Origin of the sequence: Pelosinus baikalensis (genome assembly GCF_020819555.1) — a bacterium.
In the GTDB taxonomy this organism is placed as follows: Bacteria; Bacillota; Negativicutes; order DSM-13327; family DSM-13327; genus Pelosinus; species Pelosinus baikalensis.
In genome coordinates this window covers 55,109-71,765 of record NZ_JAJHJB010000022.1, presented here as the reverse complement: position 1 = coordinate 71,765, position 16,657 = coordinate 55,109, and the positions used below count along the sequence as shown (strand labels likewise).

The following is a 16,657-nucleotide window of genomic DNA, read 5'->3' as shown; positions in this document are numbered from 1 at the left end:
GAGAAGATGAGCTTATACTTTCTTCGTAAACAGGATCATTTTGTTACTTCATATAGTATGATCATTATAAAAGGAGATTATCATGATGCACTGGAGGTCTTTTACAGCTGGAGCCATATTGGTACTTCTGCTTATGACAGGCAGCTATTTATTTTCTTTAGGTCCAAAAGAGACTTCATCACACTCTGTCACTGAACAAGTAGAAGCCGCGATTCCTTTTGATGCAGTAACAATTACGCCCTTACGAGTGATTTATGGAAAGGAAGTACCTTTTGAAGGCAAAATAGAATTACGGCAAGCCTTAGCAGGAAAGTTTGCACAAAAAATAATTATTGTTAATTTTCAAGCATCAGGTGAGCATGCTGATAAATCAAAGATTAACATTGTATGGGAGAATGGTGAAGTTGAAACTGTTTATCCTGGAACAAAGGATCGAATTTTCCCGCCTGAAAAACGGGCAAAGCAAATCACTGTTGTAGGGTATAGTGTGCGTGAAAGGCGTATTTTCCAAGATTCAAATCGTAAAGGTAATTTGAGTTGGGAGATTCATTATGAACCAGTGGAAATGTGATAGATAAACTGTTAAAAGGATAGGAGCACCTTTTAATCCTCTACTTAAATTGAGTAGAGGATTTTTTATTTCATCAGCCTGATTAGAAGGAAAATTTAGGATAATGGCGAAATGAGAAATATGCTTTGTTCTACAAAGCTCTATTTATAAGAGGAGGTAATATACTGTGAAAATTATAGGTATAACCAATGTAGACAAGTTTTTAGCAGTCCTTGATAAATGCCAGGGAAAGATTGAATTAGTAACATCTGAGGGAGATCGTTTAAACTTAAAGTCAAAATTGTGCCAGTATCTAGCATTATCGAAAATCTTTAGTGAAGCAAAAATAGATGAAATTGAAATTATTGCGTCTGAGCCAGAGGATACGAAATTACTTTTAGAATATTTAATTCGAGGATGACCATTTAAGGCTAGAGGGAAGTTTTGCAACGAGCCTTTAGCCTTTTTAGTGATTTTAAGGGATAAAGAACTCCAATGAGGTATATTTCTAATAAAGAGTGAGGCTATAAGACTGGAAGAATCCTTAGCTATAAGAGGAGGATACGATGTTATCACAACATGCCTGGATTGCTTTAATTTTATTTCTTATTGCTTATGTAATTATTATTTCAGAGAAAATTCATAGAACAAAAATTGCCCTTATGGGTGGGATACTCGTTCTATTCTTTAACATCATGTCTCAAGAAGAAGCGATTAAGAGTATTGATTTTAATACAATAGGCCTTTTAGTTGGAATGATGATCATTGTTGCTATTACCAGCAAAACAGGTCTATTTCAATATATGGCTGTAAAGTCTGCCAAAATGGTGGGCGGTGATCCACTGAAGATTTTAGTAGTTTTCTTCGGTCTTACAGCAATTTGTTCTGCTCTTTTGGATAATGTAACAACCGTCTTGTTATTTACCAGTGTTACTTTTGCCATTAGTGATTTATTGCAAATCAATCCGATTCCCTATCTTATCACAGAAATAATAGCATCCAATATTGGCGGTACAGCGACGTTGATTGGTGACCCGCCCAATATCATGATCGGAAGTGCTACTGGTTTAGGTTTTAATGAATTTGCTGTAAACTTATTTGCACCGGCTTTCATTATTGGTATTGTGACTTGCTTCATACTATTTTTGTTATATCGAAAGCAGATGAACATTTCTGTGCAGCAGAAACAACGTATCATGACTTTAGAGGAATCATCATTTCTAGTTGATATCCCCTTAATGAAAAAGTGCATTGCAATTATGTGCTTGACAATTATTGGATTTGTAGTACATCAAATACTTCATTTAAATTCAGCTACAATAGCAATGGCTGGTGCTGTTGTGTTACTAATCGTAGGAAGACTGGAGCCAGAAGAGGTTTTTAAAGAAATAGAGTGGAATACAATTTTCTTCTTTATTGGCTTATTTATATTAGTAGGGGGACTTGAAGTTACAGGTATTATAAGTCTGGTAGCCCATTGGGCTATGAATGTGACTGAGGGAAATATCCTTTTAATGCACGTTCTTATTCTCTGGTTATCTGCTATAGGATCAGCATTTGTTGATAACATTCCTTTTGTGGCCACTATGATCCCCTTGATAAAATCCATGGGGGAAATCGGTAGTATAGATGTGACTTCCTTATGGTGGGCCTTATCTTTGGGAGCCTGTCTTGGAGGGAATGGCACATTAATTGGCGCATCCGCCAATGTGGTGGTATCTAGTTTGGCAGCTGCTCACGGGCGCCCTATATCTTTTATTGGTTACATGAAGGTTGCCTTTCCTCTCATGATTGTATCGATTCTAATTTCAAATATCTATATTTATGTGGCGTATTTACGTTAATAAATCCTCTATACTTTTCTGAAGATTATAAAAAATATTTTAAAAGCTATTATTAACTTTAAAATAATTGCAGGAATTTAATGATATGTAATAGAAATATAATTTTAATTGTGATAGAAATAAATGAGCTGATCATTTAAGAAACTAAACTCTACGTAAAGAGAATGTACCCGAGTGCAATCAATAGGTTTAGAACAGAATATAGTGCTGTTTATTCTACCGATAAGGGAGAATAAACATTTAAAGGTGGAGTCTGTCAAAACAGGCTCCACTTTACTTTTTTGTTTTTTTACAAAAAATGTTAATCTTAGGATTATTAGTATATTATTGCGAACAAAGTGTGAAAAGGTAGCGGAAAGGTGAGGATACATGAGGACGAAGAAGTCTTTATTTAGTTTGCAAACTAAGATTGCAGTGCTTGCATGTATTGTGGTTGCTTTGGCTTTATTAGTAGCAGATGTTATTATTAATGCAAAAATTTCTGAGAATGCCCAAACTGAGGCATCGAATGAAGCAATTGAAATTGCTCGAATTGTTGCCAATTCTGCTGTTGTGATTGAGGGATTAAGCGGGAAGCGTGATGAAAAGCAGATCCAGGTGTTTACCGAAAAAACCCTTAGTATTAGTGATGTTCGATTTATTACTGTGATGGATATGAACAGGGTGAGAAAATCTCATCCAAATGCAAGTAAAATAGGAGAGTATTATGAAGAAGATGATGCAGATCCTGTGTTTGAAGGGCAAGAAAACACTTCTATCAATCAAGGATCATTAGGAACCTCTTTGCGTGCTTTATCTCCTGTATTTGATGAAGATGGCAGGCAGATAGGAGTGGTGCTTGTAGGCATTATGGTAGAAAGTGTGCAAGTTGCAATTGATGATAACCGGGCGGGTATCTATATTGGTGTTGGAGTTGGAATGTTAGTAGGAGTGCTGGGAGCATTACTATTGGCTAGAAATATAAAGAAAATTTTATTTGGCTTGGAGCCTTCTGCTATTGCAAAAATATTTGAAGAACGCAGTGCGATGCTGCAATCTGTGCGTGAAGGGATATTAGCTGTTGATCAAGAATCGCGCATGACCATTGCCAATGAGGAGGCCATCAGGCTTTTTCAGCAAGCAGGTATAGAGGGCGACCCCATCGGCAAAAAGGTGGATGAATATGTTCCCAATACAAGATTGCAAAATATTTTAAAAACGGGAGAAGCAGAGTTAGATCAGGAGCAGGATCTAAATGGAACAATAATTTTGGCGAATCGTATTCCCGTAATAGTAGACGGGGAGATCGTAGGAGCTATTGCCACCTTTCGTGATAAAACAGAAATTCGGCAGTTAGCAGAGAAACTTACAGGTGTTAGAATCTATGCTGAAGCATTACGATCTCAGACTCATGAATTTATGAATAAATTGCATGTTATTCTCGGAATGATTCGTATGGGCTATTATGATCGATTGACCCAATATGTAAGTGGGATTGCTCATCAGTATCAATTGGAAGTCGGATTTGTAGTTAAGAAGATTAAAGATCCTGTATTAGCAGGATTTTTATTAGGAAAGCTCAGTTTAGCCAGAGAAGCAGGTGTAGAAATGAAATTATCTGAAACTAGCTTTTTGCCTGAGCCGGATCAACCTGAAATCGTACATGAATTAATTACTATAATCGGCAACCTAATCAATAATGCGTTAGATGCGGTAGAAAAATCAACAACAAAAGAGATTGGAATTGATTTTTCCCATGGGAACAATGTTTTGACGATTGAAGTAAGTGATACGGGGCTAGGAATGGATGAAGAAGTGAAACAAAATATCTTTATGAGAGGGTACTCTACTAAGGGAGAAGATAGAGGACTTGGTTTATACCTCATTCAACGGAGCTTAGAACGTTTAGGTGGGGAAATCAATGTAATTTCAAATATAAATAAGGGTACTTTGTTTAGAGTGACTGTACTTTACTGGGGTAAGGAGGGATACATTGATTAAGGTAATGATTGTGGAAGATGATCCTATGGTGGCAGAATTTAATAAATGCTATTTAGAATTAGTAGAAGGATTTACTTTGTGTGCGTTAGTTCATTCCGCAGATGAAGCATTTAGCATATTGGATCAAACTGAGATTGACTTAATTATGTTAGATATCTTTATGCCAGGTATGAATGGCTTAGATTTCTTAATTAACCTTAGACAGCAGGGAAAAAGTGTTGATGTGATTGTTATCACAGCTGCTTGTGATAACAATCATATCAAAAAAGCATTGCAATTTGGAGCCGTAGATTATATAATCAAGCCTTTTCAGTTTGAGCGTTTAAATTCAGCATTATTGGGATATAAGGGGCTAGTGGGCTTAATGGAACAAGATGTACTCAATCAGGTGGAGCTGGATCAGTGTATATTATATAAGGAGCAGTCTGTTTCTGCAAAATTGCCCAAAGGCGTTGACAGAAACACGTTAAATGTTATATGGGAAAAAATACAAGAATTAGGCCAGAGTCCATTTTCAACAGAAGAAATAGCTAATCAAATCGGCGTTTCGCGAGTTTCAATGCGCAAATACTTAGAATTTTTAAAGCAAATTGGATCTTTAAAACTGGAGCTTATCTATGGAACAGTTGGGAGACCGATTTATAAATATAGATGTATTCATACGATGAATAATTTTATACATCGCTATTTATAGTTCCATATTTTGGTATTGTTTGTCTTATAATCATTAAATGATTAAATCAATACTCTAAATTTAGCAATTATAATTTGATTATTGCATTCTTATGACAACCGACCGAAAGGTCGGTTTTTTGGTTACTTTAATTACTAAAATAACTTTAATTACAAAGTCGTTTATAAAGTTTGATTATATATGAAATTATCATTATATTTTGTATATTTAAATTGCTTCATTAATATTGCAATCATTGCAATAAAAAGGAGGGTCGCTGTTTGTATTCAGAGGTAAAAAGATATGTGGAGGTGTAACATTGTCTACAACACTTGAGAAGCTCGATGATATGAATAAACGACCCCAGAAAGTTATGGCGGGCGGTGTACGAAACGTATTGATAAACAGAATGCTTTAGGAAAAATGACTGCTCGTGAACGGATCGATTGATCTTGGTTTGGTAGCATGTCAATACTGCATGTACGGCTGTTGGCACCTATCGGTATTTCCATTGCCAAAGGTCTAGGAGCAAGTCCTCCACGCAGTCCTCATCCGCGATAGCGGTAGCATCATCTTTATCGTATCCATTATTGTCATTCCAATGGTATGGCCATTTTTCCCTAAATAAGTTAAGGGCATAGAAAGGTGGTTAGCAAGGTGACAGAATTAGATCAAGTAGTACGAATTTTATCTGCTTTCTTTACTGCCTTAGTTATTATTTACATAATAGCCAAGATGGTTGGTGAAAAAAGAAAGGCCACATGGTTTAAAAAGCGAACGAAGTCTACCATCTTTACCCGTAGAGGAGTATTAGGTGAAACATGGCATTTTGGTGTTCCATGTAAATGGCAAGGATTTGTTGTTAGTTTCTTGATGTTTAGCATTATTGGTGTTGTAAGCTATCTTATGATTTTTGCAGTATAACCTTTAACAATTGAAAATGGCCTTTCCTATATAACGTAGGTGTATTACATGGTGGAGCCTGTCAACAAGGCACTACCATATTTTTTTGCATGTTATATAGAGGAAAGTAATATAAATCTGTGAGTGGAAGATGAAGTACGGGAGGTGATAGCAACCTGTAATTATAAACGAAAATACGAAATAGGGAGGTAAATGTATTGATATCAAAGATCGTGTGCGTAATAAAGCGCTTCATGCCAAAATCGTGAGCGCCGAAGAAGCAGCGACAGTTATTAAGCCTGGAATGAACATCGGAACCAGTGGATTTACGCCATCTGGTTATCCAAAAGCCGTACCGTTGGCATTAGCTGAACGAATCAAAAAAGAACATTTCCAAATTAACCTTTGGACTGGTGCATCCGTAGGAAAAGAATTAGATGGTGCGTTAGCCGCTGTAAATGGGATTAATAAACGATTACCCTATCAGACCAATAATGAGGTTCGCAAATCCTTAAATTCAGGTGGCGTAAAATACTGCGATTTACATTTGAGTCACACAGCTCAAATGTCTCGATATGGATTTTTAGGTGGTAAGGTGGATGTAGCGATTATTGAAGCGTGTGCCATTACCGAAGAAGGACATATTATACCGACCACATCCATGGGCAACTCTGCCTCCTTTGTGCAAAGTGCCGACATTGTGATAGTGGAAGTCAATACAAGCCAGCCCTTAGCCTTAGAAGGAATGCATGATGTATATATTCCACTAGATCCTCCTCATCGTCTGCCAATTCCGATTGTTAAGGCCGATGATCGTATTGGAACCAATTATATTCCATGCGGTCTTGATAAAATAACCTACATCGTTCCATGTGATATTCGGGATGATGTTCGTGATTTAGCAGCCATTGATGATGATGCTAGAGCTATGAGCGCACTTTTTATTGACTTTTTGAAAAAAGATATAAAAGCTGGACGCATGCCAAAAGGACTCTTACCGCTGCAATCGGGTGTAGGTTCCGTTGCCAATGCAGTAGTAAGCGGCTTTGCTGAATCTGATTTTACAGATTTAGAAGTTTACACTGAAGTCATTCAAGATGGAATGTTGGATTTAGCGGATGCTGGCAAGTTAAAATCTGCTTCTGGTACTTCGTTCTCCCCATCTCCTGCTGGATTAGAACGATTCTACAAAAATATTGATACCTATCGTAAAATCATGATGCTGCGTCCTCAGGAAATAGCAAATAGTCCTGAAATTGCCAGAAGGATTGGTGTTATTGCCATGAATACAGCCATTGAGCTTGATATTTATGGAAATGTGAATTCGACCCATATCATGGGTACAAAAATGATGAATGGTATAGGCGGTTCAGGAGATTTTGCTCGTAATGCGTATCTAACCTGCTTCTTTAGTACCTCCACTGCCAAAAATGGAGCCATTTCATCCATTGTTCCGATGGTTTCTCATGTGGATCATACAGAACATGATGTTGATATATTTGTAACTGAATTGGGTGTGGCCGACGTCCGTGGACTTAGTCCCAAAGAACGGGCGCGGGTAATTATAGAAAATTGTGCTCATCCGGACTATAAGCCTATGCTGATGGATTATCTGGAAAGAGCCGAAAAAGCGACCAAATACGCACAAACACCACATATTTTAACAGAAGCACTTTCATGGCATACCCGGTTTATAGAGACCGGCACCATGAAGAAGCAGTAAAGGAGGATTATTAGTATGGATAATGAAAGCTTAAAATTAAAAGTGGCAGAGTATACTGCCAAAGTAGAAAAAGCAAGTGCCAAATTCCCAGAACGTAAAAACCTGGAGTATAACCGATTGTATACTCCACTAGACCTTGAGGGTCAAGATTATGAAAAAGATTTAGGAGTACCAGGATCCTATCCATTTACTCGTGGTGTGCAGCCGACTATGTATCGCGGTCGTTTCTGGACTATGCGTATGTATGCTGGCTTCTCAACAGCTGAAGAATCTAACAAACGGTATCGTTACCTCTTAGAATCCGGTGGTACAGGTCTATCTTGCGCCTTTGACTTACCTACTCAAATCGGATATGACTCTGATGATATCATTTCCGAAGGTGAAGTCGGTAAAGTAGGGGTAGCCATTGACTCTTTGGCAGATATGGAAATTTTGTTTGACCAAATCGATTTGGCCAAAGTATCCACTTCGATGACCATTAATGCACCAGCATCTGTACTTCTTGCGATGTATATTGCAGTAGCTGAGAAAAATGGCATTGGACCAGAAAAATTAAATGGTACCATTCAAAATGATATTTTGAAAGAGTATGCAGCTCGCGGTACTTACATTTTCCCTCCAAAGCCTTCCATGCGTTTGATTACCAATATATTTGAATATTGTTCAAAGAATGTACCGAACTGGAATACCATTTCCATCTCTGGTTATCACATTCGTGAAGCTGGTTCAACTGCAGCGCAAGAAATTGCTTTCACCATTGCAGATGGTATTGCGTACTGCGAAGCCGCAATTAAAGCTGGACTTGATGTAGATGCCTTTGCTGGTCGTTTATCCTTCTTCTGGAATGCTCACAATAATGTATTAGAAGAAGTAGCAAAATTCCGTGCTTCTCGTCGTGTATGGGCTAAAATCATGAAAGAACGCTTTGGTGCTAAAAATCCTAAATCCTGGATGCTTCGTGTACATACACAAACAGCAGGATCCATGCTAACTGCGCAACAGCCTGATAACAATGTAGTACGTGTTGCCTTGCAGACCGCAGCAGCCGTTATGGGTGGTACTCAGTCCTTACACACAAACTCTAAAGATGAAGCATTGGCATTGCCAACGGAAGCTTCCGTACGTGTTGCTCTTCGTACCCAGCAGATTGTAGCCTATGAAAGTGGTTTAGCAGATGTAGTAGATCCTTTAGCTGGTTCTTACTATGTAGAAGCGATGACCAACCAAATCGAAGCAGAAGCATTGAAATACATTCAGAAAATTGATGACATCGGCGGTGCTGTTGTTGCGATTGAAGAAGGTTATATCCAACGAGAAATTCAAGACAGTGCTTATAAATGGCAAAAAGAAGTAGAAAACAACGATCGAGTGATTGTTGGTGTGAACAAATTCCAAATTGAAGAAAAACCAGTAGAAGGCCTCTTGCGTGTAGATGCTTCTGTAGGTGAATTGCAAAAGAAAAAGCTTGCTGATCTAAGAGCAAAACGAGATAATGCTGCTGTAACTGCGGCTTTAGCAAAACTAGAAGCAGCTTGCGGTGATGACAGCGTTAATTTGATGCCAATCATCTTGGAAGCAGTAAAAACCTATGCAACACTTGGTGAAATTTGTGGCGTAATGCGTAAAGTTTTTGGTGAATACCAAGCGCATGCAACACTGTAAGAGGATAGGAGGAATAACGATGGAAAAACGTGTTAGAGTATTAGTTGCAAAACCTGGTTTAGATGGACATGATCGGGGAGCGAAAGTAGTAGCTCGCGCTTTGCGTGATGCTGGCTTTGAGGTTATTTATACGGGCTTGCGTCAAACTCCCGAGCAAATAGCAGAAGCTGCGTTGCAAGAAGACGTAAATGTAATTGCCTTAAGTTTATTATCTGGTGCTCACAATCACTTGTTCCCACGTATTGTTGAGTTAATCCATGAAAAGGGTATGACGGATGTATTAATAATTGGTGGTGGAGTTATTCCTGATGCTGATATACCTGTTCTTAAAGCAGCTGGTATATCCGAAGTGTTTACGCCAGGTACATCAACAACTACTATCATTGACTACATCAAGGAAAATGTGAAATAGAGAAAAATCTGCTCTATCGAAAGAGGGATTGAAGAATAATTGAATATTGGAGGATATATATATATGTTTAAAACATTGAAGGTTGATCATATTGGCATTGCCGTAAAAGATTTAGAACAGGCTAAAAAGTTTTATAGCCAAGTCCTTGGAATGGAAGCATTAGGGGAAGAGACCGTAGAACAGCAAAAGGTAAAAGTTTGTTTTTATCCTTGCGGTGACAGCGAAATTGAACTTTTGGAATCGACTTCACCTGATGGTCCTATTGCTAAATATATTGATAAGAATGGTGAGGGGATACAGCATCTTGCCTTGCGTGTGGAAAATATTGAAGCTGCAATTGCTGAATTGAAAGCAAAAGGCGTGCGCATGATTGATGAATCACCTCGCTATGGTGCAGGGGGAGCTTCGATTGCCTTTGTCCATCCGAAAGCAACCGGCGGGATTTTGCTTGAGCTATCAGAACGTAAATAATCTTTTAAAAGTGGTAATTTATGGAGGTGCAATATGACAACAGTTAAGGAAAAAATACAGGAGTTAAAACAACGTCAGAAAAAGATCAAAATGGGTGGCGGTCAAAAACGGATTGATAGTCAGCATGCTAAAGGTAAATTAACTGCCCGTGAACGCATTACCATTTTGCTTGATGAAGGCTCTTTTATAGAGCTGGATCAGTTTGTCGAGCATCGCTGCACTAACTTTGGCATGGAGAAAGAAGAAGCTCCAGGTGAAGGTGTTGTAACAGGTTATGGTACCATCGACAATCGACTCGTCTATGTATTTGCTCAAGATTTTACAGTAATTGGCGGCTCTCTAGGTGAAATGCATGCAGCGAAAATTTGTAAAGTGCAAGAACTGGCGATGAAGATGGGGGTTCCAATCATTGGGATTAATGATTCGGGCGGTGCTCGGATTCAAGAAGCGGTAGATGCATTATCAGGCTACGGAAAAATCTTTTATCAAAATACCTTGGCTTCTGGCGTTATTCCGCAAATTTCAGTGATTATGGGGCCTTGCGCAGGCGGTGCAGTGTATTCTCCTGCTTTAACTGATTTTATCTATATGGTGAGAAATACCAGTCAGATGTTTATTACCGGGCCACAGGTTATAAAAACCGTAACTGGTGAGGAAGTAACAGCAGAAGAACTTGGTGGAGCCATGACTCATAATGCTACATCGGGAGTCGCTCATTTCATTGCAGAAAATGACACCGATTGCTTAGAGCAAATCCGTAGGCTTATCAGTTTTCTTCCTAGCAATAATTTAGATGGATCACCGATTGTAGAGTGTAGTGACGATCCTTCTCGCACAGAAGAAGAGTTGAATACAATCATTCCTGATCATTCCAATCAATCCTATGATATGAAAGAAATCATTACTAAGATTGTAGACAATGGGGATTTTTACGAAGTGCAGCCTTACTATGCAGCCAATCTGATTACGGCTTTTGCTCGTTTGGATGGTCAAACCATAGGTATTATTGCAAATCAGCCAAAAGTAATGGCAGGGTGCCTGGATATTAATGCTTCAGATAAATCTTCTCGATTCATTCGCTTTTGCGATGCGTTCAATATTCCTTTACTCAACCTTGTTGATGTTCCTGGCTTTTTGCCTGGGACGAATCAGGAATATGGCGGTATTATTCGTCATGGTGCTAAGATGCTGTATGCTTACTCCGAAGCTACCGTACCGAAAGTAACCCTTGTTGTTCGCAAAGCTTACGGCGGTTCCTATCTGGCTATGTGTTCCCGGGATCTGGGGGCAGATCAGGTCATTGCATGGCCAACTGCTGAAATTGCTGTTATGGGACCTGCAGGTGCAGCCAATATTATTTTTAAGAAAGATCCGGATATTAAAACGAAAACAGATGAGTATGTAAAAAACTTTGCTACTCCTTATCAAGCTGCCAAACGTGGATTTGTTGACATGGTGATTGAGCCTCAAGAAACACGTCCCATACTAATCAGCACATTTAGTATGTTGGCTTCTAAACGTGAAGGCCGTCCTGCCAAGCGTCATGGTAATTTCCCAGTGTAATTTTTGGATAAAAAGTAGAGGAAGCGATATTACAAGAAGAGGTGAAGTTAATGAGTCAGCCAATTACAACCAATCCAGTCTTAATAGCTCTAATCAATTTGACCGTAGTATTTTGTGTTCTGTATGGATTAAGCTTAGTTGTCAGATTAATTAAAGTGATTGACCCTACGCAAAAAAAAAAGGTAGCGCAAGAGGAAACTAATGTTACAGAAAAAGCGGTATCAACCATCGCTCCTGTAAATCTGCCACAAGAAGATTATGATGAAATGATAATTTTATTTACGGCAGCCATTGCGGCATATGGATATAAAGGTGCAAAAGTTGTTGCTATCAGACCAGTCAGTAACAATACTTGGTCTCAAGCTGCCCGTATGGAAACGGTAAATTCTCGTAATCAAATGTTTTAATTGTAGCAAATAAAATATATCGAAATTTAAGGGGGATTAAGAAATGAAAAAGTTTCAAATTACATTTAAAGGACAAGTATATGAGTTAGACGTAGAAGAAATCAGCGGTGCAGCTTCTACTGGAAAGAAGGCTGCATCCTCGCCCGTTCCACCATCCGCTCCTGCGCCAGTGGCGGCCCAAGCTCCAGCACCGAAGGCTGCTCCCGCTGCGGTTCCTGCTGGTGCGCAAACCGTAATTGCGCCAATGCCAGGTAAGATTTTGGCTGTAAATATAAAAGCAGGGGATTCTGTAAAACGTGGTCAAGTCATTTTTATTCTGGAAGCCATGAAAATGCAGAATGAAATTATGGCAAATCAGGATGGAAAGGTTTCTAAAGTTAACGCAGCAGTTGGGCAAACCGTGTCCACTGGAGATGTTTTGGCTGTTCTTGGCTAATTTGATAAACAATTAGGAAGATTGGAGGAAAAATAATGGATGCATTTATTGTCTCTTTACAGGCAGTATGGTCTGATAGTGGTTTTACTGCTTTTACAACTGGCAATGCGATTATGATTGTTGTTGGTGTGATTTTACTATATTTAGCTTTTGCGAAAGGGTTTGAACCCCTTCTCTTGTCTCCTATTGCTTTTGGTTGCATTCTGGCGAACTTTCCGAAAACAGGCTTTGAAACAGATCCTGGTTTGATGCAGCTCATTAGCTTTGGTATTTCTCATGAGATCTTTCCGCCCCTTATTTTCTTAGGGGTGGGTGCGATGACTGACTTTGGTCCTCTCATTGCTCGTCCTTCTGTACTTTTACTAGGTGCTGCAGCCCAAGTCGGTGTTTTTGTTGCATTAATGGGTGCAATGGCCCTTGGTTTTAATGTGAAAGAAGCAGCCGCTATTGGTATTATTGGCGGCGCGGATGGTCCTACTGCCATATACCTGTCCATCAAGTTGGCTCCTCATCTGCTTGGCGCCATAGCAGTTGCGGCCTACTCTTATATGTCGTTGGTTCCTTTGATTCAACCGCCAATTATGAAATTGCTGACTACTAAAAAAGAACGGGAAATTGTCATGGATCAATTACGTCCTGTTTCCAAGTTTGAGAAACTAGCCTTTCCGGTAGTCACGACGATCATTATCAGCTTATTACTGCCTCCGATTGCATCTCTTATGGGAATGCTGATGCTAGGAAATCTATTTCGCGAATCGGGTGTTACAGATCGACTTTCCGATACGGCCCAAAATGCGTTGATCAACATTGTTACTATTTTCTTGGCAACAGGTACTGGTTTGACAATGAAGGCTGAGAATTTCTTAAATTATCAGACACTGATGATCATTGCTCTGGGACTGATTGCTTTTGCTGCTGGGACTGCTGGCGGTGTTATCTTTGGCAAGGTTATGAACTTTTTCAGCGGTGGTAAGGTTAACCCACTTATCGGATCGGCGGGTGTATCCGCAGTGCCAATGGCTGCCCGTGTTAGTCAGGTGGTTGGTCAGCAATCCAATCCAGGAAACTATCTATTAATGCATGCCATGGGACCCAACGTAGCTGGTGTAATTGGTACTGCTGTTGCAGCTGGTACCATGCTGGCGATGCTCAAATAATATAAAAATGGATTCAGATGAAGTTTTACTTCATCTGAATCATGGTTCAAACTATTCGCTAGAGCTAATCCGTGAATAAAGCCGTATTTATGAAGAGTGATGTACTATGGAATCTAGATATACAAATATAAAAGTTTAATGAGAGTTTGTTGTAAATAGGAGGAGATTTATATGTCGCCAGCGATAATAACACTTATTGTGTTGGGAATTGTAGCTTTATTATTTGTTACAGAGGCGATACCTTTGGCTATTGCAGCTATGGGTGGAGCCATTGCCTTAGGTATTCTGGGGGTCATTCCTATAACTCAAGTATTCTCGGGGCTTTCTAACTCCACAGTTATTCTATTTGCAGGTATGTTTGTGATTGGCGGTTCTATGTTTCACACAGGTCTCGCTCAAAAAATGGGAGAAACCGTCGTGAAATATGCCGGTAAGAGTGAAAATGGTTTGATGATTGCTGTGATGCTTATTACTGCAGTTCTATCGGCTGTTAGCTCCAATACAGGCACAACAGCAGCACTTATGCCTGTCATTATTGGTATCTGCGCTGTGGCTAAGATTTCAGCTTCTCGTCAGCTTATGCCTCTGGCATTTGCTGCTGGCTTAGGAGGCATTATAACTCTTGTTGGTACACCGCCTAATATTATTGCGGCTGGTGCGTTAAAAGCTGCCGGTTTTGAGCCTTTTGGTTTCTTCGAATTTGCTTGGATCGGTATTCCGCTTACGATTGCTGGTATGTTATACATGATGTTTATCGGGAAACATTTGTTACCGAAAATGGAAATTTCAACGGATCAAGAAATTGAACAAGAGATTGAAGTGAGTGTGAATGATCCTAAAAAGATGTGGATTTCGGGTATCATCTTGCTTGCTGTAGTGATTGTTATGGGACTTGATCTTAAATCAATACCTCTTGAGATTGCTGCCATAATTGGGGCGATTCTTGCTGTGCTTACGGGCTGCTTAAAGGAAAAACAAGCCTATCATAGTATTGACTGGGTAACTATTTTTCTCTTTGCAGGTATGATGCCGATTGCTGCTGCTATGGAAAAGAGTGGGGCTGGCAAGATGATAGCGGATATTGTTGTGAATGCGATGGGGGGGAGTCCATCACCGATGGTAGTGACTGCAAGTCTCTTTATTCTTTCTTGCGGATTGACCCAATTTATGTCTAATACTGCTTCAACTGCTTTGTTAGCACCGATTGGTATTTCCATTGCCAAAGGAATTGGGGCCAGTCCCCATGCTGTATTGATGGCGATTGCTGTTGCTGCATCCTGCGCTTTTGCCACTCCTGTTGGAACTCCGCCGAATACGCTGGTGCTCGGTCCTGGTGGATATAAATTTATGGACTATGTGAAAGCTGGGAGCGGTCTTGTTCTTGTCTGCTTTATCGTTTCCATTATTATTATTCCGATTGTATGGCCATTTTTTCCGAAATAAGATAATCTTTTATCGAGGGGGCAAGAAGATACTTGCTCCCTTGATTGTATTTACGATATGATAATAGTAAGAGTTTTCTTGAATAAGGGTCTTGCATTCTAAAAGACTGGAACACAGGAGGTATTATGGTAAAATATCAAGAAACATCACAATTTTGTAAAGAGAAGCTTTTCTGGATGGGTTTATCTGTCATTGCACTTATCATATGGATGGGAATTGAGGTTCAATCATATATTGCAGGGAAACCCAGTTTCCTTGGTATAGCCTATATTGGTTTGTTTTGTGGATTATTACTGTGGCGTTATGCTGTACGCTATACCTATGTGCTAACCAATCAAGAGCTAATCATTACAAGTCAATTCCTCTATGCTTCTCGCACGTTTACAGTCAACTTGGACTCTCTGGAGAGCTATTGTAATCAATATAATTGTAGTCAATATAAAGGAAGCATCTTTAAACGTAAGGGTGTAAGCCGTCTTATTCATCGCTATTCTGCTGCTGATGGCAGAACTACTCGAATTTTGACATTTTCTGAAAAAGAAAAACCCTGTGGTTTGCTCCTTAAAATCAGCGATACATTTATGAATAAGCTGAAGACCTTGCGACCGAAGATATATGAAACCATGTAAACCAATAGAATCACTAACTTGGATGTAAGAATGGCTCGGAAAAGTGAGGCATTCTTACATCTATTTTTTGATGCGAAGAAGAATTTAGACTGTGAACTTTACGGAGATAATGATATACTACAAAGTATACTATTTTAGTAGCTATATTTTATTATAGAGAGGAGCAGTGCGCAACTAGCGCCAAAGGATAATGGATTTTGTTGCAATTGATTTTGAAACGGCCAATGCCAGCCGAGCGAGTGTATGTAGTATGGCGGCTGTAACAGTAGAAAATGGACAGATTGTGCGCTCGGCTTATTCGTTAATTCGGCCACCTGTGCTAAAGTTTGATTTTCGGAATATACAGGTTCATGGTATATATCCAGAGCAGGTAGTAAATAAACCCACCTTTGATCAACTGTGGGAAAGAATCCGGCCGCATCTTGAAAATAAGATCGTGGTCGCTCACAATGCGACCTTTGATATTAGTGTATTACGAAGTATCTTACGAGAATATTCTTTACCTGTTCCTGCGTTTAAGCATGCTTGTACGGTTCAAATTGCCAAAAAAGCATGGCCAGGTGGAGAAAACTATAAGTTAAATACCTTGGCTCAGCGTTTTCGGATTGATTTTGATCATCATAATGCTTTGCATGATGCTCGAACTTGTGCTCAAATCGCTCTGCTTGCCGGGCAGGAATTAAAAGCGAATAATTTTTTGCAGCTGATGCATTTGCTAAAGCTTTCGGTAAAAGATTTTATGTGAGTGTAATGGACATGAAAAGTAATCTTGTGGTAAAATGTTTTTAGTTTACGTAGCCTGAT

General features: G+C 39.3%; 17 protein-coding genes. All 17 read left to right on the top strand.

The window, feature by feature from the left end; all coding sequences use genetic code 11:
• Positions 1-82 precede the first annotated feature (82 nt).
• Positions 83-571: a hypothetical protein gene (locus tag LMF89_RS15480; RefSeq protein ID WP_229535878.1), complete on the top strand. Its 489-nt coding sequence runs from the start codon at positions 83-85 to the stop codon at positions 569-571.
• 166 nt (positions 572-737) lie between these two features.
• Positions 738-971, top strand: a complete 234-nt coding sequence (locus tag LMF89_RS15475; RefSeq protein ID WP_007952788.1) for a hypothetical protein — start codon at positions 738-740, stop codon at positions 969-971.
• Positions 972-1,116: 145 nt separating this feature from the next.
• Positions 1,117-2,394, top strand: a complete 1,278-nt coding sequence (locus LMF89_RS15470) for an ArsB/NhaD family transporter (RefSeq protein WP_229535877.1) — start codon at positions 1,117-1,119, stop codon at positions 2,392-2,394.
• 369 nt (positions 2,395-2,763) lie between these two features.
• Positions 2,764-4,374, top strand: coding sequence for a DcuS/MalK family sensor histidine kinase (dcuS, locus tag LMF89_RS15465; protein WP_229535876.1), 1,611 nt, complete (start codon positions 2,764-2,766; stop codon positions 4,372-4,374).
• Positions 4,367-5,068 carry a response regulator gene (locus LMF89_RS15460; RefSeq protein ID WP_229535875.1) on the top strand — a complete coding sequence of 234 codons (702 nt, stop codon included), beginning with the start codon at positions 4,367-4,369 and terminating at the stop codon, positions 5,066-5,068. The genes dcuS and LMF89_RS15460 overlap by 8 nt, the downstream gene beginning before the upstream one ends.
• 636 nt (positions 5,069-5,704) lie before the next feature.
• Positions 5,705-5,971: a hypothetical protein gene (locus LMF89_RS15455; RefSeq protein WP_229535874.1), complete on the top strand. Its 267-nt coding sequence runs from the start codon at positions 5,705-5,707 to the stop codon at positions 5,969-5,971.
• 196 nt (positions 5,972-6,167) lie between these two features.
• The gene (scpC, locus tag LMF89_RS15450) at positions 6,168-7,673 is read left to right on the top strand and encodes a succinyl-CoA:acetate CoA-transferase ScpC (RefSeq protein ID WP_229535891.1); all 1,506 of its coding nucleotides are present in this window, start codon (positions 6,168-6,170) and stop codon (positions 7,671-7,673) included.
• 15 nt (positions 7,674-7,688) lie between these two features.
• A complete protein-coding gene (locus tag LMF89_RS15445; RefSeq protein ID WP_229535860.1) occupies positions 7,689-9,335 on the top strand; it encodes an acyl-CoA mutase large subunit family protein in 1,647 nt (548 codons plus the stop codon).
• 19 nt (positions 9,336-9,354) lie between these two features.
• Positions 9,355-9,747, top strand: a complete 393-nt coding sequence (locus LMF89_RS15440; RefSeq protein WP_229535859.1) for a cobalamin B12-binding domain-containing protein — start codon at positions 9,355-9,357, stop codon at positions 9,745-9,747.
• A gap of 63 nt (positions 9,748-9,810) precedes the next feature.
• Positions 9,811-10,218: a methylmalonyl-CoA epimerase gene (mce, locus tag LMF89_RS15435; protein ID WP_229535873.1), complete on the top strand. Its 408-nt coding sequence runs from the start codon at positions 9,811-9,813 to the stop codon at positions 10,216-10,218.
• A 33-nt stretch (positions 10,219-10,251) separates the two neighbouring features.
• Positions 10,252-11,781 carry a methylmalonyl-CoA decarboxylase subunit alpha gene (gene mmdA, locus LMF89_RS15430; RefSeq protein WP_229535872.1) on the top strand — a complete coding sequence of 510 codons (1,530 nt, stop codon included), beginning with the start codon at positions 10,252-10,254 and terminating at the stop codon, positions 11,779-11,781.
• Between the two features lie 50 nt (positions 11,782-11,831).
• Positions 11,832-12,188 carry an OadG family protein gene (locus tag LMF89_RS15425; RefSeq protein ID WP_229535871.1) on the top strand — a complete coding sequence of 119 codons (357 nt, stop codon included), beginning with the start codon at positions 11,832-11,834 and terminating at the stop codon, positions 12,186-12,188.
• Positions 12,189-12,231: 43 nt separating this feature from the next.
• Positions 12,232-12,624 (top strand): biotin/lipoyl-containing protein, encoded by a 393-nt coding sequence (locus LMF89_RS15420; protein WP_229535870.1) that lies wholly within the window; start codon positions 12,232-12,234, stop codon positions 12,622-12,624.
• A 35-nt stretch (positions 12,625-12,659) separates the two neighbouring features.
• A complete protein-coding gene (locus tag LMF89_RS15415; RefSeq protein ID WP_229535869.1) occupies positions 12,660-13,781 on the top strand; it encodes a sodium ion-translocating decarboxylase subunit beta in 1,122 nt (373 codons plus the stop codon).
• A gap of 171 nt (positions 13,782-13,952) precedes the next feature.
• A complete protein-coding gene (locus tag LMF89_RS15410; RefSeq protein ID WP_229535868.1) occupies positions 13,953-15,224 on the top strand; it encodes an SLC13 family permease in 1,272 nt (423 codons plus the stop codon).
• 125 nt (positions 15,225-15,349) lie between these two features.
• Positions 15,350-15,853 carry a hypothetical protein gene (locus LMF89_RS15405; protein ID WP_229535867.1) on the top strand — a complete coding sequence of 168 codons (504 nt, stop codon included), beginning with the start codon at positions 15,350-15,352 and terminating at the stop codon, positions 15,851-15,853.
• A gap of 190 nt (positions 15,854-16,043) precedes the next feature.
• Entirely contained in the window at positions 16,044-16,598 is a 555-nt protein-coding gene (locus LMF89_RS15400; RefSeq protein WP_229535866.1) for a 3'-5' exonuclease, read from the top strand.
• Positions 16,599-16,657: the final 59 nt, after the last annotated feature.

Bases quoted from the DNA above. Each gene is read 5' to 3' on its own strand.
- LMF89_RS15480 (WP_229535878.1), top strand. From the start codon at position 83: ATGATGCACTGGAGGTCTTTTACAGCTGGAGCCATATTGGTACTTCTG.
- LMF89_RS15470 (WP_229535877.1), top strand. From the start codon at position 1,117: ATGTTATCACAACATGCCTGGATTGCTTTAATTTTATTTCTTATTGCT.
- dcuS (WP_229535876.1), top strand. From the start codon at position 2,764: ATGAGGACGAAGAAGTCTTTATTTAGTTTGCAAACTAAGATTGCAGTG.
- LMF89_RS15445 (WP_229535860.1), top strand. From the start codon at position 7,689: ATGGATAATGAAAGCTTAAAATTAAAAGTGGCAGAGTATACTGCCAAA.
- LMF89_RS15440 (WP_229535859.1), top strand. From the start codon at position 9,355: ATGGAAAAACGTGTTAGAGTATTAGTTGCAAAACCTGGTTTAGATGGA.
- mce (WP_229535873.1), top strand. From the start codon at position 9,811: ATGTTTAAAACATTGAAGGTTGATCATATTGGCATTGCCGTAAAAGAT.
- mmdA (WP_229535872.1), top strand. From the start codon at position 10,252: ATGACAACAGTTAAGGAAAAAATACAGGAGTTAAAACAACGTCAGAAA.
- LMF89_RS15425 (WP_229535871.1), top strand. From the start codon at position 11,832: ATGAGTCAGCCAATTACAACCAATCCAGTCTTAATAGCTCTAATCAAT.
- LMF89_RS15420 (WP_229535870.1), top strand. From the start codon at position 12,232: ATGAAAAAGTTTCAAATTACATTTAAAGGACAAGTATATGAGTTAGAC.
- LMF89_RS15415 (WP_229535869.1), top strand. From the start codon at position 12,660: ATGGATGCATTTATTGTCTCTTTACAGGCAGTATGGTCTGATAGTGGT.
- LMF89_RS15410 (WP_229535868.1), top strand. From the start codon at position 13,953: ATGTCGCCAGCGATAATAACACTTATTGTGTTGGGAATTGTAGCTTTA.
- LMF89_RS15405 (WP_229535867.1), top strand. From the start codon at position 15,350: ATGGTAAAATATCAAGAAACATCACAATTTTGTAAAGAGAAGCTTTTC.
- LMF89_RS15400 (WP_229535866.1), top strand. From the start codon at position 16,044: ATGGATTTTGTTGCAATTGATTTTGAAACGGCCAATGCCAGCCGAGCG.